The 23,321-nt window shown below is 69.9% G+C and carries 16 protein-coding genes; 3 read left to right on the top strand and 13 right to left on the bottom strand.

Annotated features, from left to right (window positions below):
• Positions 1-22: 22 nt before the first annotated feature.
• From OG254_RS34805 to OG254_RS34795, 3 genes are read right to left on the bottom strand one after another with little or no spacing between them, the layout of a single operon-like run.
• Complete coding sequence (locus OG254_RS34805) at positions 23-961, bottom strand: carbohydrate ABC transporter permease (protein WP_405589754.1); 939 nt, start codon at positions 959-961, stop codon at positions 23-25.
• On the bottom strand, positions 958-2,001 hold the full coding sequence (locus OG254_RS34800) for an ABC transporter permease (RefSeq protein ID WP_405589751.1): 1,044 nt from the start codon (positions 1,999-2,001) through the stop codon (positions 958-960). The genes OG254_RS34805 and OG254_RS34800 overlap by 4 nt, the downstream gene beginning before the upstream one ends.
• A gap of 27 nt (positions 2,002-2,028) precedes the next feature.
• Complete coding sequence (locus OG254_RS34795; RefSeq protein ID WP_405589748.1) at positions 2,029-3,726, bottom strand: extracellular solute-binding protein; 1,698 nt, start codon at positions 3,724-3,726, stop codon at positions 2,029-2,031.
• 178 nt (positions 3,727-3,904) lie between these two features.
• On the opposite strand from OG254_RS34795, the gene OG254_RS34790 reads away from it, so the two are divergent.
• On the top strand, positions 3,905-6,745 hold the full coding sequence (locus OG254_RS34790; RefSeq protein WP_405589745.1) for a glycoside hydrolase family 3 C-terminal domain-containing protein: 2,841 nt from the start codon (positions 3,905-3,907) through the stop codon (positions 6,743-6,745).
• 97 nt (positions 6,746-6,842) lie between these two features.
• Here the strand turns inward: OG254_RS34790 and OG254_RS34785 are convergent, their stop codons facing one another.
• From OG254_RS34785 to OG254_RS34775, 3 genes are all read right to left on the bottom strand, one after another.
• Positions 6,843-8,288 (bottom strand): aldehyde dehydrogenase family protein, encoded by a 1,446-nt coding sequence (locus OG254_RS34785; RefSeq protein WP_405589742.1) that lies wholly within the window; start codon positions 8,286-8,288, stop codon positions 6,843-6,845.
• Positions 8,289-8,435: 147 nt separating this feature from the next.
• Positions 8,436-10,124, bottom strand: coding sequence for a PucR family transcriptional regulator (locus tag OG254_RS34780; protein ID WP_405589739.1), 1,689 nt, complete (start codon positions 10,122-10,124; stop codon positions 8,436-8,438).
• A gap of 115 nt (positions 10,125-10,239) precedes the next feature.
• Positions 10,240-12,666 (bottom strand): ATP/GTP-binding protein, encoded by a 2,427-nt coding sequence (locus tag OG254_RS34775; RefSeq protein WP_405589736.1) that lies wholly within the window; start codon positions 12,664-12,666, stop codon positions 10,240-10,242.
• Positions 12,667-12,905: 239 nt separating this feature from the next.
• Between OG254_RS34775 and gabT the strand changes: the two genes are divergently transcribed.
• Entirely contained in the window at positions 12,906-14,240 is a 1,335-nt protein-coding gene (gabT, locus tag OG254_RS34770) for a 4-aminobutyrate--2-oxoglutarate transaminase (RefSeq protein ID WP_351188532.1), read from the top strand.
• Positions 14,241-14,462: 222 nt separating this feature from the next.
• Positions 14,463-15,296, top strand: coding sequence for a phosphatase PAP2 family protein (locus tag OG254_RS34765; RefSeq protein ID WP_405595371.1), 834 nt, complete (start codon positions 14,463-14,465; stop codon positions 15,294-15,296).
• Here the strand turns inward: OG254_RS34765 and OG254_RS34760 are convergent.
• From OG254_RS34760 to OG254_RS34730, 7 genes are all read right to left on the bottom strand, one after another.
• Positions 15,235-17,025: a chitinase gene (locus OG254_RS34760; RefSeq protein ID WP_405589732.1), complete on the bottom strand. Its 1,791-nt coding sequence runs from the start codon at positions 17,023-17,025 to the stop codon at positions 15,235-15,237. The genes OG254_RS34765 and OG254_RS34760 overlap by 62 nt on opposite strands.
• Positions 17,026-17,094: 69 nt before the next feature.
• Complete coding sequence (locus OG254_RS34755) at positions 17,095-17,538, bottom strand: hypothetical protein (protein WP_351188523.1); 444 nt, start codon at positions 17,536-17,538, stop codon at positions 17,095-17,097.
• Between the two features lie 115 nt (positions 17,539-17,653).
• Positions 17,654-19,081, bottom strand: a complete 1,428-nt coding sequence (locus OG254_RS34750) for an NAD(P)/FAD-dependent oxidoreductase (RefSeq protein ID WP_405589729.1) — start codon at positions 19,079-19,081, stop codon at positions 17,654-17,656.
• Between the two features lie 22 nt (positions 19,082-19,103).
• Positions 19,104-19,904 carry an ABC transporter permease gene (locus OG254_RS34745; RefSeq protein ID WP_405589726.1) on the bottom strand — a complete coding sequence of 267 codons (801 nt, stop codon included), beginning with the start codon at positions 19,902-19,904 and terminating at the stop codon, positions 19,104-19,106.
• Positions 19,905-20,834 carry an ABC transporter permease gene (locus tag OG254_RS34740; protein WP_351188514.1) on the bottom strand — a complete coding sequence of 310 codons (930 nt, stop codon included), beginning with the start codon at positions 20,832-20,834 and terminating at the stop codon, positions 19,905-19,907.
• Positions 20,834-21,997, bottom strand: a complete 1,164-nt coding sequence (locus tag OG254_RS34735; protein WP_405589722.1) for an ABC transporter ATP-binding protein — start codon at positions 21,995-21,997, stop codon at positions 20,834-20,836. Before OG254_RS34735 ends, OG254_RS34740 begins: the two co-directional genes overlap by 1 nt.
• 7 nt (positions 21,998-22,004) lie before the next feature.
• Positions 22,005-23,252, bottom strand: coding sequence for a spermidine/putrescine ABC transporter substrate-binding protein (locus OG254_RS34730; protein ID WP_351188510.1), 1,248 nt, complete (start codon positions 23,250-23,252; stop codon positions 22,005-22,007).
• Positions 23,253-23,321: the final 69 nt, after the last annotated feature.

Raw genomic sequence — 23,321 nt, 5'->3', positions numbered from 1 at the left:
ACAAACAACCCGCACCCGCCAATCAGCCCTTGACGGCCCCAGTGAGCATGCCCTTCTTGAAATGCTTCTGGACAAAGGGAGAAAGCACAGCAACTGGCAGCAGCGCCATGACCATCACGGCCATTTGAACGGCCAGCCCCGACAACTGCCCTGTCTTGATGGCCTGCCCCAACCCAACCGGCGCCTCCTGCTTCTGCACCAGCTGAATCATCACGTTCTGCAACGGCATCATGTCCTGATCGTTCAGATACAACGACGCGTTGAACCACGCACTCCAGTACCCCACCGCGTAGAACAACGTGATCACCGCGATGACGGCCCGGGACAATGGCATGACGATCTGCCAGAGAATTCGGAAATCCCCCGCACCATCAATCCGCGCACTGTCGATCAGCTCCTGCGAGATCCCCATGAAGAACCCACGCAGCACAAGGATGTTGAACACACTCACCGCACTGGGAAGAATCAGCGCCAAATAGGAATCGGTGAGCCCAAGCGTCTGCACCAACAGATACGTCGGAATCAGCCCGGCGCTGAAGAACATCGTCGCCAGCAGCACCATCAGAATCCACCGGTGGCCCAGCGAACCGGTCCGGGACAACCCGTAGGCACACAGCACGGACACGCCCATGGAGAACAATGTGCCGACGAGGGTGACGAGCACGCTGATGACCGCCGCCCTGGTGACCTGCCCCCCGCTCAGCAGCTCCTTGTAGGCGATGAAGGTGATGTCCTTCGGCACCATCACGAGTCCACCGGCCGCGTCGATCGTCTTGCGCGACGACAAGCTCGTCACGACCACGATCCACAGCGGAAAGAGAATCCCGAGGCAGGCCAGCGTCAGGACGAGACCCTTGCCGGCGAGCCCGGCCTTGGAGGGCTCCTCCTCCCAGCTGGGCCGGGGCGGCGCCGAGGCCCACCGGCCGGGCCCCCGCACCGTCTTGTCGATCACGGCGGTCACTTCTTGTACACCCCCTGCTCGCCCATGAGATGGGCCACCTTGTTCGCGGCGAGGACCAGTCCGAGGCTGACCACGCCCTTGACCAGGCCCGCGGCGGCCGCGTAGCCGAAGTCCTGGTTGCGTACGCCGTTCCACCACACGAAGGTGTCGAGGACTTCCGCGGCGCCCGGCCCGACCATGTCCCGTTGCAGCAGGATCTGCTCGAAGCCGACGGTCAGCGCGTCCCCCACCCGCAGCACCAGCAGCAGGGCGATGACCGGCCGCAGTGCGGGAAGCGTGACGTGCCACATGCGCCGCCAGCGGCCCGCACCGTCCATCGCGGCGGCCTCGTAGAGGTCGGGCGGCACCGAGGCGAGCGCGGCGAGGAAGACGATGATCCCCCAGCCGGCGTCCTTCCACACGCTCTGCGCGGTGATCAGCAGCGGGAAGGTGCTCGGGTCGGTCATGAAGTCGAGGCCGTCGTATCCGTGTTGCCGCAGCAGCTGGGAGAAGATCCCGGCGCCGCCGAACAGTTGCTGGAACACGGCGATGACCAGCACCCAGGAGAAGAAGTGCGGCAGATACAGGATCGCCTGGGAGACCGCCCGGATCCGGGGCCTGACCACGCTGTTGATGAGCAGCGCGAGCAGGATCGGGATCGGGAAGAACAGCACGAGCTGGAGGAAGAACAGGATCAGCGTGTTCTGGACGGCGTTCCAGAAGGCCGAGTCGTCGAAGATCCGCTGGAAGTTCTCCATGCCCACGAAGGGGCTGTTCAGCATGGAGACGACGCCGTTGTCGCTGATGTAGGGGTCGTAGTCCTGGAAGGCGACGACATTGCCGAGGATCGGTATGTAGTTGAAGAGCAGGACCAGCACGACGGCCGGCAGTGTCATCAGGAGCAGCAGCCGGTCGCGGCAGAACCGGACCATCCGGCTCTGCTTGCCCGAGGGACGCTTCCCGTCGGATCCGGTGCCGACGCCAGGCGCCACCACGGTGCGCCCACGTGCGGTCTTCCTCTTCGCCTCGGCCCTGCTCCGAGGCACCGTGCTGTTGGACACGGCCTTCTCCTTGTCTGGAGCCCCGGATCAGTTGGCCGCGCTGCCGTTCTCGTCGAGGATCTTCTTGTACCAGTCGCGCAGCTTGTCGCCGCCCTTGCTCTTCCACTCGGAGACCGCCTGCTGCATGTCGCTGACCTTCTTGCGGCCGCGGGCGATGTCGTCCTCCAACTGCTCGAAGTCGTTGGAGAGGTTGGTGTAGCGGGCGGGCTCGGTGATCTGCATGCCCCAGAACGACGACTTCTTGGTGCGGGCACCCATCCGCTGCTGCCACTCGACCTGCGCCTTGGCGACCGCCGGGTAGTCCGGGTGGGCCAGGGTGGAGGCGGGGCTCGCGACCATCACGTAGGCGTTGAGGACCTCGTTGTTGCCCTGGTCCGTCTTGACCGGGACACCGTCCTTGAGGGTGTAGTGGGTGCCCTCGACGCCGTAGTTGGTGAGCATGTACTCCTTCGTGCCGTACGGCGCCGCCGTCACGTTGGCGACGGCGAGCGCGTCGCGGACGACGGACTCGGCGGCGTTCTTGTTGATGAACGCGAAGATGCCCGCGGGCTGCGCGGCCCACGGGCTCGGGCCGCTGCCGCCGGCGCCGAAGATGTCCATGCCCGAGACCTTGAAGTCCGGGTTCTGGGCGGCCTGGGAGGCGGTCAGGCCGTACCAGCTGGAGATGTCGTTGTTGTAGATCAGGAACTCACCGGCCGCGAACTTGGTCTGCGGGTCGGTGGCCTGGCTCTTGCCCAGCTCGAAGTCGGGGTGGACGACCCCGGCGGCGAACAGCTTGCGCGTCCACTCCAGCGCTTCGAGGTACTCCTCCGTCTCGATGCGGTAGACCAGATGGCCGTCGACGAGGTTCCAGCCGAGCGGCTTCTCCGAACCGGAAAGCACGCCGAAGGAGTTGAACGCGGTCCACTTCATGTCGCCGCAGGCCCACACCTTGGCCTTGGCGTTGGTGATGTCCTTCGCCAGCGCCAGGAACTCGTCGGTGGAGGTGGGGACTTGGTACCCCTCCTTGTCGAAGAGGTCCTGGCGGTAGAGGGGCACGATGTTGGTGACGTACGACGCCGGCATCGGCAGGCCGCGCAGCGCGCCGCCGAATATCGAGCGCTGCCAGGCGTCCGTCGGGATCGCCGCGAGGTTGGGGTACTCCTTGACCTTGTCCCCGGAGAGGTAGGGGCCGAGGTCGGCGAACTTGCTGATGATGGCACTGGGTATCTTGCCGCCCATGTTCCAGCCGGGGACCACGACGACATCGGGGACGTCGCTGGAGGCGAGGACCGCGCCGAGCTTCTGGTCGTAGGTGTTGCCGTCCTGGTTCTGCCACTGGACGTCGACGCCGGTCAGGTCGTTCATCGCCGTGTAGTAGGGGTTGCCGCCCTTGGGCGGGGAGCCCCAGAACGGCGACATGATGGTGACCTTGCCGCCCTTGCCGAGCTTCTTCGGGACCGACGCCTTCAGGTCCGCCAGGTCCAGCTCGCTGGTGAAGCCGAGCGAGGAGCCGTTCTTCGACGGGATGTCCGGCGTCACCACATTGCTGGCCACGTACGCCGGCAGGATCTTCTTCGCGTCCTTGCCCGACGTGGTCCCCTCGCGCGAACCGCTGTCCGCTCCGCCACAGGCGGCGAGCAGCGGCATCCCCCCGGCCACCGCTGCGGTGGCGACCGCCGAGGAGGCGAGGAAGCTTCTCCGGCTCGGTCCGGAGGAGGCGGAGGAGGCGGCTTTCGGCGTCATTGCGTCAACCCCACTGTCGAAGCGCTTCGATGTTGCAGCGAGGTTAAGTGAACGCCCATGGGTGCACAAGAGTCGCTTCCAAGATTCCTTCTAGGTGTCTTGACACCCACCCCACAGTCGAATGAGCATCGAAGCGCTTCGAAAGAACCAAGCCGATCCATCGCAAGGGGATCCCCAAGTGACCGCACACACGCCGCACACGCCGCCTTTCCGCGATGCACAACTCCCGTTCGCGAAGCGCATCGACGACCTGCTGTCGCGCCTCACCCTCGACGAGAAGATCGGATTCCTGCACCAGTTCACGCCCGCGGTCGAGCGCCTGGGCATCGCGGCCTTCCGCACCGGCCAGGAGGCGCTGCACGGAGTGGCGTGGATGGGTGCGGCGACCGTCTTCCCGCAGGCCGTCGGCCTCGGCGCGACCTGGAACACCGATCTCGTACGACGCGTCGGCGAGGCGGTCTCCAAGGAGGCCCGCGCGATGCGCGCCCGCGACGACCGCGTCGGCCTCAACGTCTGGTCCCCCACGGTCAACCTCCTGCGCCACCCCCTGTGGGGCCGGGGCGAAGAGGGCTACTCCGAGGACCCGAAGCTCACCTCGGCCCTCGCCACCGCCTACACGCGTGGCCTGCGCGGCGACCACCCGACGTACTGGCGCACCGCGCCCGTCCTCAAGCACTGGCTGGCGCACAACAACGAGACGGGCCGCGACGTCACGTCCTCCTCGGTGCGCCCGCGCGTCCTCCACGAGTACGACCTGCGCGCCTTCCGCGAGACGGTCGAGGCGGGCGCGACGGCCGGGGTGATGCCGGCGTACAACCTGGTCAACGGCCGCCCCAACCACCTCTCGCCGTATCTGAACGAGCACCTGCGCACCTGGACCGACGAGGACCTCCTGGTCTGCTCGGACGCGGGCGCGCCCTCCAACCTGGTCGACTCCGAGCACTACTTCGACACCCACGAGGAAGCCACGGCCGCCGCGCTGCTGGCCGGCGTCGACAGCTTCACCGACCACGGCACCGACAGCTCGCAGATCACCGCGCGCGTCCGCGGCGCCCTGGACCGGGGCCTGCTGACCGAGTCGGACCTCGACGCGGCGGTGCGCCGCCAGCTCTCGGTCCGCTTCCGGCTCGGCGAGTTCGACCCGCAGCACGACCCGCACGCGCTCACCACGGACTTCGACACCCCGGCCCACCGCGCCCTCGCTCAGGAGGCCGCCGAGCAGTCGGTCGTCCTGCTGAAGAACGGCGCGGGGCTGCTGCCGCTCGCGCCCGACACCCGGCTCGCGGTGGTCGGCCTGCTCGCCGACGAGTGCAAGCTCGACTGGTACAGCGGCACGCTCATCCACCGCTCGACCCCGCTGGAGGGCCTGTACGAGCGGTTCGGCGCCGAGCGGGTGGAGTTCGCGGAGGGCGTGGACCGCGTCCGCCTGAAGACCTCGACCGGCGCCTTCCTGTACGTCCCGGAGGCGCAGGCCCTCGTCGAGGTGCGCGGCGCCGAGGGCGCCCTCGACCCGGCGCTGCTGTCCGGCCGTACGGACCTGCCCCCGCTGACATGCGACCGGGCCGGCACCGAACTCGCCCTCGTCGACTGGGGCGAGGGCGTGCTGACCCTGCGCGCGCCCGACGGCCGCTACCTCTCGGTCGCCGAGGACGGCCGGGTCCGCGCCTCCGCCGACCAGCCCGGAGGCTGGGTCGTCCAGGAGACGTTCCGCCTGGAACCGCACGGGAACGGACACCTCCTGAGGCACATCGGTACGGGTCGCCACGTCTCAGTCGCCGCCGACGGCGTCAGGGTTGCCGAAGCGGACCCGGAGATCTTCGAGCTGATCGTCGTCGAACGCGGCGAGGACGCGGTGACCCGGGTCGCCTCGCAGGCGGACGTGGTCCTGGTGGTCGCGGGCAACGACCCGCACATCAACGGCCGCGAGACCGAGGACCGTACGACGCTCGCCCTTCCCGCCCACCAGGAGCGTCTGTTGCGCGCGGCGCGCGCCGCCAACCCGGACACCATGCTGGCACTGGTGTCGGCCTACCCCTACGCGGTCGACCCGGCCGCCCTCCCGGCGATGCTCTGGACCTCCCACGGCGGCCAGGCGGCCGGCACCGCACTCGCCCGGATCCTGGCCGGAGACGTCTCCCCCGCCGGCCGCCTCCCGCAGACCTGGTACGCCGACGACGCCGACCTGCCCGATATCCTCGACTACGACGTGATCGGCGGCCACCAGACCTATCTGTACTTCGAGGGCACCCCGCTGTTCCCGTTCGGCCACGGTCTGTCGTACGCGACCTTCTCCTACGCCGACCTCGCGACCCGGACGACGGACGGCTCGCTGCACGTCACCTTCACGGTCACGAACACCGGCGACATGGCGGCCGACGAGGTGGCCCAGCTCTACTCCCGCGCCGTGGACCCGGCGGTGCCGCGCCCGCGGCGCGAACTGCAGGCGCACAGCCGGGTGCGGCTGGAGCCCGGCGAGCGCCGGGAGCTGACCTTCGAAGTCCCCCTGGCCGCCTTCGACTTCTGGGACGTGACACGGGGCGGATGGCGCCGCGAGCCCGGCCCGTACGAGGTGCTGGCCGGCGCCTCCAGCGAGGACGTCCGGCTGCGGACGACCGTGCTCCTCGACGGCGAGCCCGCGACGCCGCGCCCCGTCCTCCGGCACGGCCTGGCGGCGGCCGACTTCGACGACCAGTGCGGCGTCGCGATCGTCGACCGGACGAAGACGTCGGGCGATGCGGTGACGGCGGCCCAGGGCAGGACGGGCGAACTGGTCTACCGGGACTGCGACTTCGCGGGCGGCGTCACGGAGGTGACGGTGACGGCGTCCGGTGACGGTGTGGTCGAGGTGTCGCTGGAGGGGGGCCCGGTGCTGGCCGCCCTCACGTTCCGGGCGCCCGAGGGCGCGGACCGGTACGCCTACTCGACGCTGACCGCCGAGATCATCGCCGAGGGCGTGCGCGACGTCCAGATCGGACTGCGCGGCCCACTGCGGCTCGCGCACGTCGGCTTCTCCGGTTGAGGGTCCGGACCAGGCCGACGCAAAGAAGGGGCCCGGCACCGGAAGGCATCGGTGCCGGGCCCCTTCGGGAACTCTATATGAAAATGGTTCCCATGAGCTAGAGTGCCAGGCCGGTGAGGACCATCACGCGCTCGTAGGTGTAGTCGTCCATCGCGAACTTCACACCCTCACGGCCGACGCCGGACTGCTTGACGCCGCCGTACGGCATCTGGTCGGCGCGGTAGGACGGGACGTCGCCGACGACGACACCGCCGACCTCCAGAGCCCGGTGGGCACGGAAGGCGGTCTGCAGGTCGTGGGTGAACACACCTGCCTGCAGGCCGTACTTGGAGTCGTTGACGGCGGCGAAGGCGGCGGCCTCCCCGTCGACCTTGTGCACCGTGAGGACGGGTCCGAAGACCTCCTCGCAGGCGATCGTGACGTCGGCCGGCACGTCGGCGAGGACGGTCGGCGCGTAGGAGGCACCGTCGCGCTTGCCGCCGGCGAGGAGGGCGGCGCCGGCGGCGACCGCCTCGTCCACCCACGTCTCGACGCGCTTGGCGGCGTCCTCGCTGACCAGCGGTCCGACCTCGGTGGCGTCATCGCTCGGGTCGCCGGTGACCTGGGCCTCGACGGCGGCGACGAGGCGCGGCAGCAGCCGGTCGTACACGGACGCGTCCGCGATCACCCGCTGCACGGAGATGCAGGACTGGCCGCCCTGGTAGTTGGAGAAGGTCGCGATGCGGGTCGCGGCCCAGTCGAGGTCCTCGTCGGAGGCGAAGTCGGCGAGCACGACCGCCGCGCCGTTGCCGCCGAGCTCCAGGGTGCAGTGCTTGCGCGGCACCGAGTCCATGATCGCGTAGCCGACCTTCTCGGAGCCGGTGAAGGAGATGACCGGCAGGCGCTCGTCCTGGACGAGGGCGGGCATGCGGTCGTTCGGGACCGGGAGGATGCTCCAGGAACCGGCCGGAAGCTCGGTCTCGGCGAGCAGGTCACCGATGATCAGGCCGGACAGCGGGGTGGCCGGGGCCGGCTTCAGGATGATCGGCGCGCCGGCGGCGACGGCCGGGGCGATCTTGTGGGCGCACAGGTTCAGCGGGAAGTTGAACGGCGCGATGCCGAGGACGACGCCCTTGGGGAAGCGGCGGGTGAAGGCGAGCCGCCCCTGACCGCCGAGGTCGGTGTCGAGCCGCTGGGCCTCGCCGCCGTTGAACCGCCGGGCCTCCTCGGCCGCGAACCGGAACACGGACACGGCACGGCCGACCTCACCCCGGGCCCACTTCATGGGCTTGCCGTTCTCGGCGGAGATCAGCCGCGCGATCTCCTCGGTGCGCTCGACGAGCCGCCGGCTGACGTGGTCGAGGGCGGCGGCGCGCACATGGGCCGGGGTCGCGGCGAACTCGTCCCGGACGGCGTACGCGGCGGCCACGGCCTCCTCGATCTGCGCGTCGGTCGGCACGCTGACCTTGCCGACGACCCGCCCGTCCCACGGGGAGGTCACATCAAAGCTGTCCTCGCCGCTGACCTGGCGGCCGGCGAGCCAGAAGGCGTGGGTGGAAGTCATATGAATTCCCGGCCCTTCCGCGTAGGGGTGTCCTGTGTGTCGTGGTCCACGGTAGGGGCGTGGGGGCGGAGGGGCGTTTGTCCGGGGTGTAGTGGTGGGGAGCCGGGGTTCGACGGATTGGCGCAGCGGAGGCAGGCCCCGTGCCTCTCAGCCCATCTCCTCGGGCGACGTCGCCTTCAGGGCCAGCCAGAGCTCCATCCGCACATCCGCGTCGTCCAGCGACCGCCCGAGGATCTCCTCGACCCGCCGCATCCGGTAGCGCAGCGTATGCCGGTGCACCCCGAGATCCGCGGCCGCCGCGTCCCACTGGCCGTGCCGGGACAGCCACGCCCGCAGCGAGGCCACCAGGTCCCCGCGCCCCGTCGCGTCGTGCTCGTGCAGGGCCCGCAGCAGCCCGTCGGCGAACGCCTTCACCGCGTCGTCCGCGAGCAGCGGCAGCACCGACCCCGCGGCCAGCTGCTCGTGCTCCACGAAGACCCGCCCGCGCCGCCGGGCCACCGACAGCGCCTGCTGGGCCTGCTTGTACGCCGATGCGGCGGCGATGGGCCCGGCCGGCGCCGACAGCCCGACGACCAGCTCGTCCTCGTCGGCTCCCACTGGCTGCTCCGGTACGTCCCCCACGCGCGCCGCCTCCAGCGCCGCCGCGTACTCCGCGCACGCCGAGACCGCCGCACCCCCGTCCGCCGCGAGCACCACCAGTCGCGCCGTCTCCCCCTCCCCCTCCGGCACCACCAGCACCGCCTCCCCGGCGCGGGCCGCCGCGGACTCGACGATCTCGGTGAGCGCGCCCAGGGGATCGCCGTTCGCCTCGGAGGCGGCGACCAGCACCGCGGCGGTCGCCTTGTTGACCGGCACCCGCGTCCCGGAGTCCACGACCCGTGCCGCCGACACCGACGCCGACTCGGCGACGATCACCCGGAACGGCGCGTCCAGGAGCCCTCCGTACAGGCCCCCGGCCACGGCCCGCGCATGGTCCGGCTGCCCGGCGAGCAGCATCCGCAGCACAGCGGCGCCGACCCGCTGTTCGGCCGCCTGGAGGGACCGTGAGCGCTCGGTCGTCAGCGTCAGCAGCGCGATGGCCGAGTGGACGGCGTACCGCTCCGCCGTGCCGAGCGCGGCCGCCGTTCCCACGGCCAGGGCCGCTTTGGGCCGACGGCCCGTGCCGAGGGTGTGCAGTTCGACCCGGTCCTCGTTCTCCGGCCCGCCCACCACGGACGACGCCGGCGCGGGCCGCTCCCGCAGCCGCTCCACGTCCGCCGTGAGCCGTGCCGCCCGCCGCCCGGCCCACTCGGGCGCGGTCGCGACGACGGCACCGGAGGCGTCGTACAGCGCCGCCCAGCCGTCCACCTGCGAGGCCAGCCCGGCCAGCAGGCCTTCCGGCCCGTCGGTCAGCGCCTGCTTGGTCAGCTCCCGCTGCGCCGCGAACCCCGCCGTCACCGCCCGGTACTGATCCGCCGCGATGGCCGCCGACACTGCCTTGCTGATGGCGAGGAAGGGCGTGCGGCGCGGCACCTCCAGCAGCGGCAGGTCCTCCTCGGCCGCCGCGTCGACCAGGGCCTCGGGGATGTCCTCGTAGTTGACGCCGACCGCGAAGCCGAGCCCCACCACTCCCGCGCCCGCCAGGCGCCGCACATAGCGCCGCATCGCCTCGGGGTTCTCGGCGTCCAGCTTCAGCGCGGTGATCAGCAGCAGCTCCCCGCCCTCCATGTAGGGCACGGGGTCGGTGAGTTCGCTGGCATGCGCCCAGCGCACGGGCACGTCCAGGCGGTCCTCGCCCGCCCGCACGGTCAGCTTCAGCGCGGAGTGGTGGACGAGCGAGGAGAGCGTGGGGGGCATGAGGCCTTCAAGTCGGTGTGATCTCTGTGATCTTTTGGCCGCCATGTATGAACGACCTGTGTCGATTCTGCCTCACCGTATGGTCGCCGCGTGGCCGCACACCCGTATGCCGAGGTCAGCCCCGCAGATCCACCAGCAAGGGCGGCGCGTGTTCGCCCTCGACGCTGGTGAGCGACAGCACCGCGTGACCCGGCGGCACCCCGTGCGCGAGGTCGGACGCCGACCACCGCTCCCGCTCGACCTGGCGCACGGTCACCGCCTCCGTCGTCACGGCCTTGCCGGTCACCAGCTTGCGCAGGGCGTGCATGGCCCGGGTCATCGGCTGGTCGGCGAAGACGGTGTGCCGGGCGACGTCCTTGGTCTCGACCCACTCGGTGCCCCAGGCGTCGGCGAACCGGCTGCCGTCCCAGGTCGTCACCCCGGCCAGCGCCATCCGGCAGCCGACCGCTCCGTACAGCGGCCCGTGCAGGGGCTCCGGCACGTCGGAGACCGTGCGCAGGGCGAGCACGACACCGGCGTTCTGCGACCGCAGCCGCTGGATCCGCCGCACCGACGTGGGGGTGACGGTGCCGGTGGCATCGTCCAGGACCAGGCTGACGAAGTGGTCGCGTGAGGCTTCGCGCGCAACGCCCGCGAACTGGGCCAGCACCAGCCGGGCGATCAGGCGGGATGCCTGTTCGTGTCCGTGCTCGGGCAGGTCGATGCGGACGCGCAGCGGGTGGTGGGCGACGGCACGCAGCGAGAACGGGCGGATCGTGTCGCCGCCCGAGCCGAAGAAGTCGGCGAACGCGGGCCGGTCCAGCAGGGCGAGCCGGTCGGCGAGCGCGGGACCGGGGTCGCCGGAGGTGCCGGTCTGCCGGGCACGGGCCTCCAGTTCGCGGCGCATCGCCGTGTGCCGGTCGTCGGCGAGCCGCCGGCGCAGGTCGGCGAGGGCCGTCGGGTGCCCTTCCAGCAGTTCCCGCAGGACGGGCAGGGCGGGGAAGCGCCCGTGGGCGGCACGGTAGGGGCCCAGGAGCTGGGCGAGCGCGGTGGCCGCACGCTCGGCGCCGACGGTGTCGAGGTCCCCGGCCAGGGCCTCGGCGAGGAATCCGGCCGCCTCGTCGGGGTCGTCGGAGTCGGCGTACGGGTCGAGGTCGTGCACGGAGGCGGGGTCGCCGACGCGCACCACGACGTCGTACGACGAGTCCGACCCGACGGGTGTGCCCGCGCTGGAGACCACGACGACCGCGCAGCTGCCGGTGAGCGCCTGGAGCGCGAGGGACTCGACGACCGGGGCGATCACATGCCGGGTCTTCCCGGCGCCCGACGGCCCCACCACCAGCATCGAGGTGCCCAGCGTCTCGCGCCCGAGGGCCGCGCCCACGCCGCCGTAGGCCAGCGGCGCGCGCTCGGCGGCCGCCCACTTTCCGATGCGCACCTGTCCGGTGAGCAGGTCGTGCCGGGCGGCGCGGCCGTGCAGGTCCCGGGCGCCGGAGGGATGCGTGAACGCCGCGCCACCCTGGCGCAGCACCGTGTCCGTGAAGACGGCGAGCCGACCCTGGCGCCGGGCCCGGACCCAGCCGTGTTCGACCCGCGCACAGTCGACGTCGTTCATCCGCCCGGCGAGCACCTCGGCGGTGAGCACCTCGGCCGCCTGGTGCTGTCCGGCCTCCCGCAGCTCGGGCCAGCGGGCGCGGGACTGCTCGGCCACCGACGACGCGTCCTCTTCCCGTGCGGCGCGGCCGCGGGCGGCGAGCCGGCTCCGGGCCAGGGACCACCAGCCGCCGAGCCTGGCGAAGGGCCACAGGACCGCAAGGGTGATGAGGGCGTAGAGCGCGTCCGTCGCCCACGGCGACTCGTAGATCCCGTACCCGTCGCTGATCAGCGCGATCAGCGAGAACAGCGGGTTCACGATCGGCAGGGCGTCCCAGCCGACGCCGGGGAAGGCGTCCGGGAACACGAAGCTGAGGGTGACCAGGCCGACGAGTGCGGCGAGCAGGGCGCGGGCGGGCTGGGGCCTGCGGACCAGCACGTGGCGGACGACGGCCGGCCAGCCACCCAGCCGGCCCACGGCGTAGACGAGCAGGGCGAAGAAGAGCCCGTTGTAGACCTGCAGCGCCTCCACGCCCGGGTACTGGATCGACTGGTCCTCCAGCCGCTTGGGCGAGGCGAGCGTGCCGCCCCACCACCAATCGTCCGGGGTGAACAACCGCAGGAAGGTGTACTGGTACGGGATCGCGCCGCGCCGCCAGAAGGACCACACGACGAGCGCCACGGCGAGCGGGATCAACATGCCGATGACGGTCACGGGAGCGAGCCGCTCCCCGTTCGGGCCCGCCTTCGGCATGCGGTAACCGAAGCGCCAGATGCCGGTCCCGGCCTCGGGTCGGGATTCGTCGAGCCAGGCGGCGACCGCCTCGCCCTGGCCGCTCTCCTGCCGCCTCGGCTCCCCCGGTTCCCACGCCGGCCGCGGCGGCACCGCGGGCGCGTCCGGAGGCACCGCCGGACGCGGCACAGGGTTCGCGTGCGTGCCCCGCGCGTCGTGCGTCCCGTCGCTGTCCATCGCCCTTGCCCCCTGACCAGCCGTTCCGTCCACCGTCAGCGAGCCAATCTAGTGCCCTCCGATGGGGAGTTCACCGCTTACACGGCCGGGTGTCTTCGCGAACGCCATGTCCACCACGGACAACCGACGCTCCCGACAACGCCCACATGGAGCATGCCCACCCCCCACTCCCCGCCCTAGCCTGCGAGAAAAGAAGAGAAGAACAAGACAAGCTTCAGCAAAACCCCCAGGAGCCCCTCATGAGTGCAGTTCCGCAGGAGCGCCGCGTCGTCACCGCCATCCCCGGTCCGAAGTCACAGGAGTTGCAGGCCCGCCGTACCGCCGCGGTCGCGCAGGGCGTGGGCTCCGTGCTGCCCGTGTTCACCGCGCGCGCGGGCGGCGGCATCATCGAGGACGTCGACGGCAACCGGCTGATCGACTTCGGTTCGGGCATCGCCGTGACCTCCGTCGGGGCCTCCGCCGAGGCCGTCGTACGCCGGGCGTCGGCCCAGCTCGCGGACTTCACCCACACCTGTTTCATGGTCACGCCGTACGAGGGGTACGTCGAGGTCGCCGAGGCCCTCGCCGAGCTGACGCCCGGTGACCACGCCAAGAAGTCCGCGCTGTTCAACTCCGGCGCCGAGGCCGTCGAGAACGCCGTCAAGATCGCCCGTGCGTACACCAAGCGTCAGGCCGTCGTCGTCTTCGACCACGGCTACCACGGCCGTACGAACCTGACCATGGCGCTGACCGCGAAGAACATGCCGTACAAGCACGGCTTCGGCCCGTTCGCGCCCGAGGTCTACCGGGTGCCCGTGGCCTACGGCTACCGCTGGCCGACCGGTGCGGACAACGCCGGCCCCGAGGCCGCCGCGCAGGCCATCGACCAGATCACCAAGCAGGTCGGCCCGGACAACGTCGCCGCGATCATCATCGAGCCGGTGCTCGGCGAGGGCGGCTTCATCGAGCCGGCGAAGGGCTTCCTGCCGGCGCTCAGCAAGTTCGCCTCGGACAACGGCATCGTCTTCGTCGCGGACGAGATCCAGTCCGGCTTCTGCCGCACCGGCCAGTGGTTCGCCTGCGAGGACGAGGGCATCGTCCCGGACCTGATCACCACCGCCAAGGGCATCGCCGGTGGCCTCCCGCTCGCCGCCGTGACCGGCCGCGCCGAGATCATGGACGCCGCGCACGCGGGTGGCCTGGGCGGCACCTACGGCGGCAACCCGGTCGCCTGCGCCGGTGCGCTCGGCTCCATCGAGACGATGAAGGAGCTCGACCTCAACGCCAGGGCGAAGGCGATCGAGGCCACGATGAAGGCCCGCCTCACCGCGATGGCCGAGAAGTTCGACATCATCGGCGACATCCGCGGCCGTGGCGCCATGATCGCCATCGAGCTGGTCAAGGACCGCGCCACCAAGGAGCCGAACCCGGAGGCGACCGGCGCGCTGGCCAAGGCCTGCCACGCCGAGGGCCTGCTGGTCCTGACCTGTGGCACTTACGGCAACGTGCTGCGCTTCCTGCCCCCGCTGGTCATCGGCGAGGACCTGCTGAACGAGGGCCTCGACATCATCGAGCAGGCCTTCACCCGCATCTGAGGTCACAGCGAAACCACTGGTGGGAGACGGGGTTCCCACCCCGGGAACCCCATGCGCCCCGGCCCTGACAACTCCGTTGATTCCGGGGCTGGGGCGGCCGTAGTCAGAGCGTGTGAAGAAGGTGTGCGAGGTGGATGTCAGGACGCGATTCCGTCTGTCTAACGCCTTCGCCCTGTCGTAGGTTCTAACCAGATGAGAGATACACCCCGCCCAGAGGGGACTCTGGGCGACATCAGGCCGTGGCCTCCCCAGCTTCGACCTGGTCGTGCCCTCGCGCACACACCCGGAGCTTCCGGCTCCGGATCTCCTCACCGATCGGACAGTCGCCCGCCCCAAACCCCCCGGGGCGCGCGACCTTCCGATCCGGACGGCCGCCTCGGAACCACCCCCCCTGTTCCGGGGCGGCCGACCTCCCTCTTCCTTCTTCTCGGGCTTGTGGCCCTTCTCTTCGCGCTCATCACCTGGCAGGTGGTGGCCGACGGCCCGCTGGTCGACCTCGACGAGGCGGCCAGCCGGGCCCTGATCCACCCCGACCGCCTCTCCGAGCTCCTCGCCGACCTGGGCAATATCCCGGTCGCGGTGCCGGTGATGGCGGTCGTCCTGCTGTACGTCACCTGGCGGCATCGCCGTACTGGTACAGACCACTGGTGGTGGCCGGCCGCCGCCGCGGCCGTTCTGATGGCCCTGGTGCCGGCCCTGATCGTCCCCCTCAAGGAACTGACCGACCGGCCGGGTACCCCGGCCGTGCCGCCCGCGACGGGCTACTACCCGTCGGGGCACACGGCCACGGCCGCCGTCGCGTACGGCGCCGCCGCCCTGCTCCTCCTCCCCTGGCTGCGCTCCGCACTCGCCCGCCGCACTCTTCTCGCCGTGTGCGCCGCCCTCAATCTCGGCGTCGGCTTCGGCCTGGTCCGGCGCGGCTACCACTGGCCACTGGACGTCGTGGCCAGTTGGTGCCTGTGCACGGTGCTCCTGTCGCTGCTGTGGCTGTTCCTCAGCCGAAATAGCCGTCGAACGTCCGCTGGAACTCCCAGTTCGAGTAGCGGTCCCAGTTGATCGACCACGTCATCAGGCCGCGCAGCGCCGGCCAGGTGCCGTGCGTGGCGTACGAGCCGCAGTTCGTCTTCTTGGTGAGGCAGTCCAGGGTCTTGGTGACCTCGGCCGGGGGGACGTGGCCGTTGCCCGCATTGGTCGACGCCGGCATGCCGATGGCGACCTGTTCGGGGCGCAGGGGCGGGAAGACGTTGCTCGCGTTGCCCGCCACCGGGAAGCCGGTCAGCAGCATGTCGGTCATGGCGATGTGGAAGTCGGCGCCGCCCATGGAGTGGTACTGGTTGTCGAGGCCCATGATCGGGCCCGAGTTGTAGTCCTGGACGTGCAGGAGCGTCAGGTCGTCGCGCAGAGCGTGGATGACCGGGAGGTACGCCCCCGCCCTCGGGTCCTGGCCGCCCCACTGGCCGGTGCCGTAGTACTGGTAGCCGAGTTGGACGAAGAAGGTCTCCGGGGCCATCGTCAGCACGAAGTCGTCGCCGTACTTCGCCTTCAGGGTCTTCACGGCCGAGATGAGGTTGACGATCACCGGTGTCTTCGGGTTCTTGAAGTCCGTGTCGTCGGCGTTCAGGGACAGCGAATGGCCCTCGAAGTCGATGTCCAGGCCGTCGAGGCCGTACTCGTCGATGATCTTCGAGACCGACGTCACGAAGGTGTCCCGCGCCGCCGTGCTGGTCAGCTGCACCTGGCCGTTCTGGCCGCCGATCGAGATCAGCACCTTCTTGCCGGCCGCCTGCTTGGCCTTGATGGCCGCCTTGAAGTCGGCGTCGGACTCCACGTTCGGGCACTCCGTCACCGGGCAGCGCTCGAAGCGGATGTCGCCCGAGGTGACCGAGGTGGGCTCGCCGAAGGCCAGGTCGATGACGTCCCAGCTGTCGGGGACGTCGGCCATGCGGGTGTAGCCCGAGCCGTTGGCGAAGCTCGCGTGGAGGTAGCCGACCAGGGCGTGGGCCGGGAGTTCCACGGGGGTGCCGGTGCCCGCGGTCGTCGTCGCGGTCACCGTGGCCGACTTCGCCGACTCGCCCGCGTCGTTCACCGCGGCGACCTGGAAGTTGTAGGCCGTGGAGGGCGAGAGCCCGGCGACCGTGGCCGAAGTGCCGGTCACCGTCTGGACTTTGGCGCCGTCGCGGTAGACGGCGTAGCCCGTCGCGCCGGTGACCGCCGACCAGGACAGGGCGACGCTGGACGAGGTGGTCGCACCCGTCTTCAGGCCGGTCGGCGCGGCGGGCGGCTGGCCGGCGTCCACGCCGGGGCCGACGAGGGATATGTCGTCGGCGTGGTAGGCCCCGGTGCCGTACCAGCCGTGGGTGTAGAGGGTGACGCGGGTGGTGGAGGGGCCGGTGCGGAAGGTCGTCGTGAGCTGCTGCCAGGAGGGGGCGGACTGGGTCCAGGCGGAGACGTCGGTGGTGCCGGTTCCGCTCGCGCCGAGATAGACGTACGAGCCGCGGACGTATCCGGACAGGGTGTACTGGGAGTCCGGCTTCACGGTGACGGTCTGTGCGCACCGGGCGTTGTCGCTGCCGGCCGGGGTGGCCTGGAGTGCGGAACTTCCGCTGCGCACAGGTGAGTTGACCGTCGTACCGGCCGTGCAGGTCCAGGCGTCGAGGCCGGACTCGAAGCCGCCGTTGCGGGCGAGGTCCGCGTCGGCCGCACGGGCGGCCGACGAGAGTGCGGTGACGCCGGACAGGGTCAGTGCCGCGGCCGTCAGGAGGGCCAGAGGTCTGAAGCGATCCACAAGTGCCTCCGGGCATGGGGGAAAGGGAGGGTGGAGCCGCACACAACTTGGTCCAGACCAATCCTTCTGTCAAGAGTCGGCGAGACCCGCCGCCGCCTCGTGCATGGCCAGTTCGAGGAGTGCCGGGTCGACGAGGGTGCCGGTGCCGTCCGGTGGGACGAGCCAGCGGATACCGCCGGTGGAGCGGCCCGGGTAGGGAACGACGATCCAGGTGCCGGCCCCGGCCGTACGGATGCCGGTGCCGAGCCAGCGGGCGGCCGTGCCGGGCGGCACGAAGAAGCCCATGCGCGAGTCGCCGAAGTCGACCAGGACCGGGCCCAGTTGGTCGATGATGCGGGTGAGCACATCGAGGGTCGGATAGCCGAGCTCGCCCGGCAGGATGAGTACGTCCCAGGCCTTGCCGGCCGGCAGCAGCGTGACCCCGAGGGGATTGCGCTCCCACTCCCAGCGGCAGGCCTCGGGGTTCGGAGCCACGGACGCCAGCCACTCGACCGCCGTTTTCGCCCCTGTCATGACGGTGACCTCCCTCTTTTCTTCGTGGACGCTGGTCGCGTCACGAGGGAGAGGGAGGTCGCCCGGCTTGCATTACGCGGGTTCGCGAGATGAATTCAGAGTGATCTGGGTCACATCAGCTGTCGAAGCCCAGGCCCAGCCGGTCCATCGCCTTCAGCCACAGATTGCGCCGCCCGCCGTGCGCGTCCGCGCGGGCCAGCGACCACTTCGTGAGGGCGATGCCGGTCCAGGCGAAGGGCTCGGGCGGGAAGGGCAGCGGCTTCTTGCGGACCATTTCGAGCTGCGTGCGCTCAGTCTGCTCCCCCGCCAGCAGGTCCAGCATCACGTCCGCGCCGAACCGGGTCGCGCCGACGCCGAGCCCCGTGAAGCCCGCCGCGTACGCCACCTTGCCCTGATGGGCCGTGCCGAAGAACGCCGAGAAGCGCGAGCAGGTGTCGATCGCGCCGCCCCACGCGTGCGTGAAGCGGGTGCCCTCCAGCTGCGGGAAGCAGGTGAAGAAGTGCCCGGCGAGCTTGGCGTACGTCTCCGGGCGGTCGTCGTACTCGGCGCGCACCCGGCCGCCGTACGGGTAGACGGCGTCGTAGCCGCCCCACAGGACGCGGTTGTCGGCGGAGAGGCGGAAGTAGTGGAACTGGTTCGCCGAGTCGCCGAGGCCCTGGCGGTTCTTCCAGCCGATCGAGGCGAGCTGGTCCTCGGTGAGCGGCTCGGTCATCAGGGCGTAGTCGTAGACCGGGACGGTGTAGGCGCGCACCCGCTTGACCAGGTTCGGGAAGATGTTCGTGCCGAGCGCGACCTTGCGGGCGCGGACCGAGCCGTACGGAGTGCGTACGGCCATCCCCGCGCCGTACGGCTTCAGGGTCAGGGCGGGGGTGTGCTCGTAGACGCGGACACCGAGGTCCAGGCACGCCTGCTTCAGGCCCCACACCAGCTTGGCCGGGTTGACCATGGCGACGCCCCGGCGGTCGTACAGACCCGCCTGGAATGTCGGTGAGTCGACTTGTGCCCGTACCGCTTCGGTGTCCAGGAACTCGATGCCCTCGGCGAGGCCCTTGTCCCTCAACTCCTCGTACCAGTCGCGCAGTTCCCGCGGCTGGTACGTCTCGGTGGCGACGTCGATCTCGCCGGTGCGCTCGAAGTCGCAGTCCAGGGAGTAGCGGGCGACCGCCCTCTCGATCTCGTCGAGGTTGCGGGCGCCCAGCTCCTCCAGCTGATGGATCTCGTCCGGCCAGCGGGTGAGTCCGTTGGGCAGACCGTGGGTGAGCGAAGCGGCGCAGAAGCCGCCGTTGCGGCCCGAGGCGGCCCAGCCCACCTCGCGGCCTTCGACCAGGACGACATCCCGCTGGGGGTCGCGCTCCTTGGCGATGAGCGCGGTCCACAGTCCGCTGTAGCCGCCGCCGACGACCAGCAGATCGCAGGTCTCGGCGGTGGTGAGCGCGGGTTCGGGGTGGGGTCGGCCGGGGTCGTCCAGCCAGTACGGGACCGGCTGGGCGTCGGAAAGGGATTTCGTCCAGTGATTGCCAGAACTCATGGCGCTTGGGGCCATGATTTCAACTCCCTACAGGTGCTTATGCCTTTTGCTTCTTGCGGCGGTTTCCGATGGCCATGGAGGCCAGGACGAACAGTACGGCGATGATGAACATGGCCGTACCGATGACATTGATCTGAACGGGCGTTCCGCGCTGGGCCGAGCCCCAGACGAACATCGGGAAGGTGACGGTGGAGCCCGCGTTGAAATTGGTGATGATGAAATCGTCGAAGGACAGCGCGAAGGCGAGCATCGCGCCGGCCGCGATGCCGGGGGCGGCGATCGGCAGGGTGACCCGGACGAAGGTCTGGAACGGGCCCGCGTACAGATCCTGCGCGGCCTGCTCCAGCCGTGGATCCATCGACATCACACGCGCCTTCACCGCCGTCACGACGAAACTCAGGCAGAACATGATGTGCGCGATGAGGATCGTCCAGAAGCCGAGCTGAGCACCCAGGTTGAGGAACAGGGTGAGCAGCGAGGCGGCCATGACGACCTCGGGCATCGCCATCGGCAGGAAGATCAGCGAGTTGATGGCGCCCCGCGCGCGGAACCGGTAGCGGACCAGCGCGAAGGCGATCATCGTGCCCAGCAGCGTGGCGCCGAGGGTCGCCCAGAACGCGATCTGGAGGCTGACCGACAGCGAGCCGCACAGGTCGGAGACGCCGCACGGGTCCTGCCAGGCGGCCGTGGAGAACTCCTGCCACTGGTAATTGAAGCGCCCCTTCGGTTTGTTGAAGGAGAAGACCGTCACTACGACGTTCGGCAGCAGGAGATAAGCGAGCGTCACCAGTCCCGCGATGACTACGAGATTGCGCTTGAGCCAGTTGACGAAGGTCATTTAAACCAGATCCTCCGTTCCCGACCTGCGGATGTAGAGCGTCACCATGACGAGGATGGCGGCCATGAGAATGAAGGACAGGGCCGCGGCCGTCGGATAGTCCAGGATCCGCAGGAACTGCGTCTGGATGACGTTGCCGACCATGCGGGTGTCGGTGGAGCCCAGCAGGTCCGCGTTGACGTAGTCACCCGCCGCCGGAATGAAGGTCAGCAGCGTGCCGGAGACCACGCCCGGCATCGACAGCGGGAAGGTGACCTTGCGGAAGGTGGTGCTCGGCCTGGCGTACAGGTCGTTCGCCGCCTCGTGCAGCCGTGGGTCGATGCGCTCCAGCGAGGAGTAGAGCGGCAGGACCATGAACGGCAGGAAGTTGTACGTCAGACCGCACACCACCGCGAGCGGCGTGGCCAGCACGCGGTCGCCCTCGGTCATCCCGAGCCAGCTGGTGACGTCCAGGACGTGCAGCGTGTTGAGGGCGCCGACGACCGGGCCGCCGTCCGCGAGGATCGTCTTCCAGGCGAGCGTGCGGATCAGGAAGCTGGTGAAGAACGGCGCGATCACCAGGATCATGATCAGGTTCCGCCAGCGGCCCGCGCGGAAGGCGATGAGGTACGCCAGCGGATAGCCGAGGACCAGGCACAGGATCGTCGCCGAGCCGGCGTAGAGCACCGAGCGCAGGAACTGCGGGTAGTAGTCCGACAGGGCGTCCCAGTAGGTCGCGAAGTGCCAGGTGACCTTGTAGCCCTCCTCCAGGGAGCCCGTCTGCACGGACGTGGAGGCCTGGTAGATCATCGGCAGCGCGAAGAAGACGACCAGCCACAGGATGCCGGGCAGCAGGAGCCAGTACGGCACCAGACGGCCGCGCTTGCGGGGCGGCTTCTTCTCCGGGGCGGTCGGGGTGAGAGGCGGGGGCGCCTCGGTGACTGTCGCCATCAGACCGCCGCCTCTTCCTGGATGCCGGCGGAGCCCGTCGTCCCAGCAAGCAGGGACTGCGAGGCGTCCAGGCCGAACGTGTGCGCCGGGTTCCAGTGCAGGACGACCTCGGCGCCGGGCACGAGCCGGGTGTCGCGGTCGATGTTCTGGGCGTAGACCTCGAACTCGGGGCAGACGGGGCTGTCGACGACGTACTGGGTGGAGACGCCGATGAAGGAGGAGTCCGCGATCCTGCCGGTGATGCGGTTGCGGCCCTCGGGTATCTCGCCCGCCTCGTCGGCATGCGTGAGGGAGATCTTCTCGGGGCGTACGCCGACCAGCACCTTGCCGCCGGTCGTCGTGGGCGCGCTGCACCGCTCCTCGGGGAGGACCAGCTTGCCGCCGCCCGCCTTCAGCACGATGTCGTCGCCGCTCTTGGAGTCGACCTCGGCCTCGATGAAGTTGGAGGTGCCGAGGAAGTTGGCGACGAAGGTCGTGCGCGGGTTCTCGTACAGGTCGGCCGGCGAGCCGAGCTGCTCGACGCGGCCCGCGTTCATCACGGCGACCGTGTCGGCCATCGTCATGGCCTCCTCCTGGTCGTGCGTGACGTGGACGAAGGTGATGCCGACCTCGGTCTGGATGCGCTTGAGCTCCAGCTGCATCTGGCGGCGCAGCTTGAGGTCGAGGGCGCCGAGGGGCTCGTCGAGGAGAAGCACCTTGGGGTGGTTGATCAGCGCGCGGGCGACGGCCACGCGCTGCTGCTGGCCACCCGAGAGCTGGTGCGGCTTCTTGCGGGCCTGCTCGCCGAGCTGGACGAGGTCGAGCATGTCCTCGACCTGCTTCTTCACGCTCTTGATGCCGCGTCGGCGCAGGCCGAAGGCGACGTTCTCGAAGATGTCGAGGTGCGGGAAGAGGGCGTAGGACTGGAAGACCGTGTTCACCGGCCGCTTGTACGGCGGGAGCGCGGTCACGTCCTGATCGCCGAGGTGGACGGTGCCGCCGCTGGGCTCCTCCAGGCCGGCGATCATGCGCAGCGTGGTGGTCTTGCCGCAGCCCGAGGCGCCGAGCAGGGCGAAGAAGGAGCCCTGCGGGACGGTCAGGTCGAGCGGGTGCACGGCGGTGAAGGAGCCGTAGGTCTTGCTGATGCCGGAGAGGCGGACGTCGCCGCTGGTGTCGTTCGTCATGGTGTGGTCACGCCCCTGTGAGCTTCGCGAACTTCTCTTCGTATGCCGTCTCTTCCTTCGAGCTCAGTGAGCGGAAGGCGCGGGACTGGGCCTGCATGGCCTTGTCGGGGAGGATCAGCGGGTTGTTCGCCGCGTCCTCGTCGATCTTCGCCAGCTCTTCCTTCACACCGTCCACGGGACAGACGTAGTTGATGTAGGCGGCGAGCTCGGCCGCGGGCTTCGGCTCGTAGTAGAAGTCGATGAGCCGCTCGGCGTTCGTCTTGTGACGGGCCTTGTTGGGGACGAGCATGTTGTCGCTCGACGTCATGTAGCCGCTGTCCGGGATCAGGAAGTCGATGTCCGGGCTGTCGGCCTTCAGCTGGACCACGTCTCCGGCCCAGGCGAGACAGGCCGCGAAGTCGCCGCTGGTGAGGTCGGAGGTGTAGTCGTTGCCGGTGAAGCGGCGGATCTGCTTGTTGTCGACGGCCTTCTGCAGGCGGGCGATCGCCGCGTCGTAGTCGTCGTCGCTGAACTTGCCGGGGTCCTTGCCCATGTCGAGCAGGGTCATCCCGATGGTGTCGCGCATCTCGGTGAGGAAGCCGACGCGGCCCTTGAGCTTGGGGTTGTCGAGCAGGTCGGAGACCGTCTTCACCTCGACGCCGTCGAGCGCCTTCTTGTTGTAGGCGATGACGGTCGAGATGCCCTGCCAGGGGTACGAGTACGCCCGCCCCGGGTCCCAGTCGGGATCGCGGAACTGCTGCGAGAGGTTGGCGAAGGCGTGCGGCAGGTTGGACGGGTCCAGTTTCTGGGCCCAGCCGAGGCGTATGAGACGGCCGGCCAGCCAGTCGGTGAGCACGATGATGTCGCGCCCGGTGTCCTGGCCCGCCGCGAGCTGCGGCTTGACCTTGCCGAAGAACTCGTTGTTGTCGTTGATGTCCTCGGTGTACTTGACCTTGATGCCGGTCCGCTTGGTGAACTGTTCCAGCGTCGGGTGGTGCTTGCCGCTGTCGTCGACGTCCATGTACTCGGTCCAGTTGGAGAAGGAGATCTCCTTCTCCTTCGCCGAGTGGTCCTCGGAGGACGTGCCGCCCTCGGTCTTGCCGGCCGCGGGGATCCCGCAGGCACTGAGCGTCCCCAGTCCGCCCAGCGCGAGCGCGCCGCCCGCGGAGGCGCGCAGCAGGGAACGGCGGGTCATCGCCGCCCGGCCATTGCGGAGGCTGCGCCGCATGGCGGCCACTTGGGCCGGTGACAGGCGGTCGGGCTCGTACTGCTCCATGCGCTTGGTGCCCTTTCGGGAGGGAGGGGGGACGGCCGGCGTGGGTCGGACGCGCGGCCGTGCCCGCTG

The organism is Streptomyces sp. NBC_01092 (genome assembly GCF_045039535.1).
In the GTDB taxonomy this organism is placed as follows: Bacteria; Actinomycetota; Actinomycetes; order Streptomycetales; family Streptomycetaceae; genus Streptomyces.
Note: the sequence above shows the minus strand (reverse complement) of the source record. Positions and strands in the feature narration are given on the sequence as shown.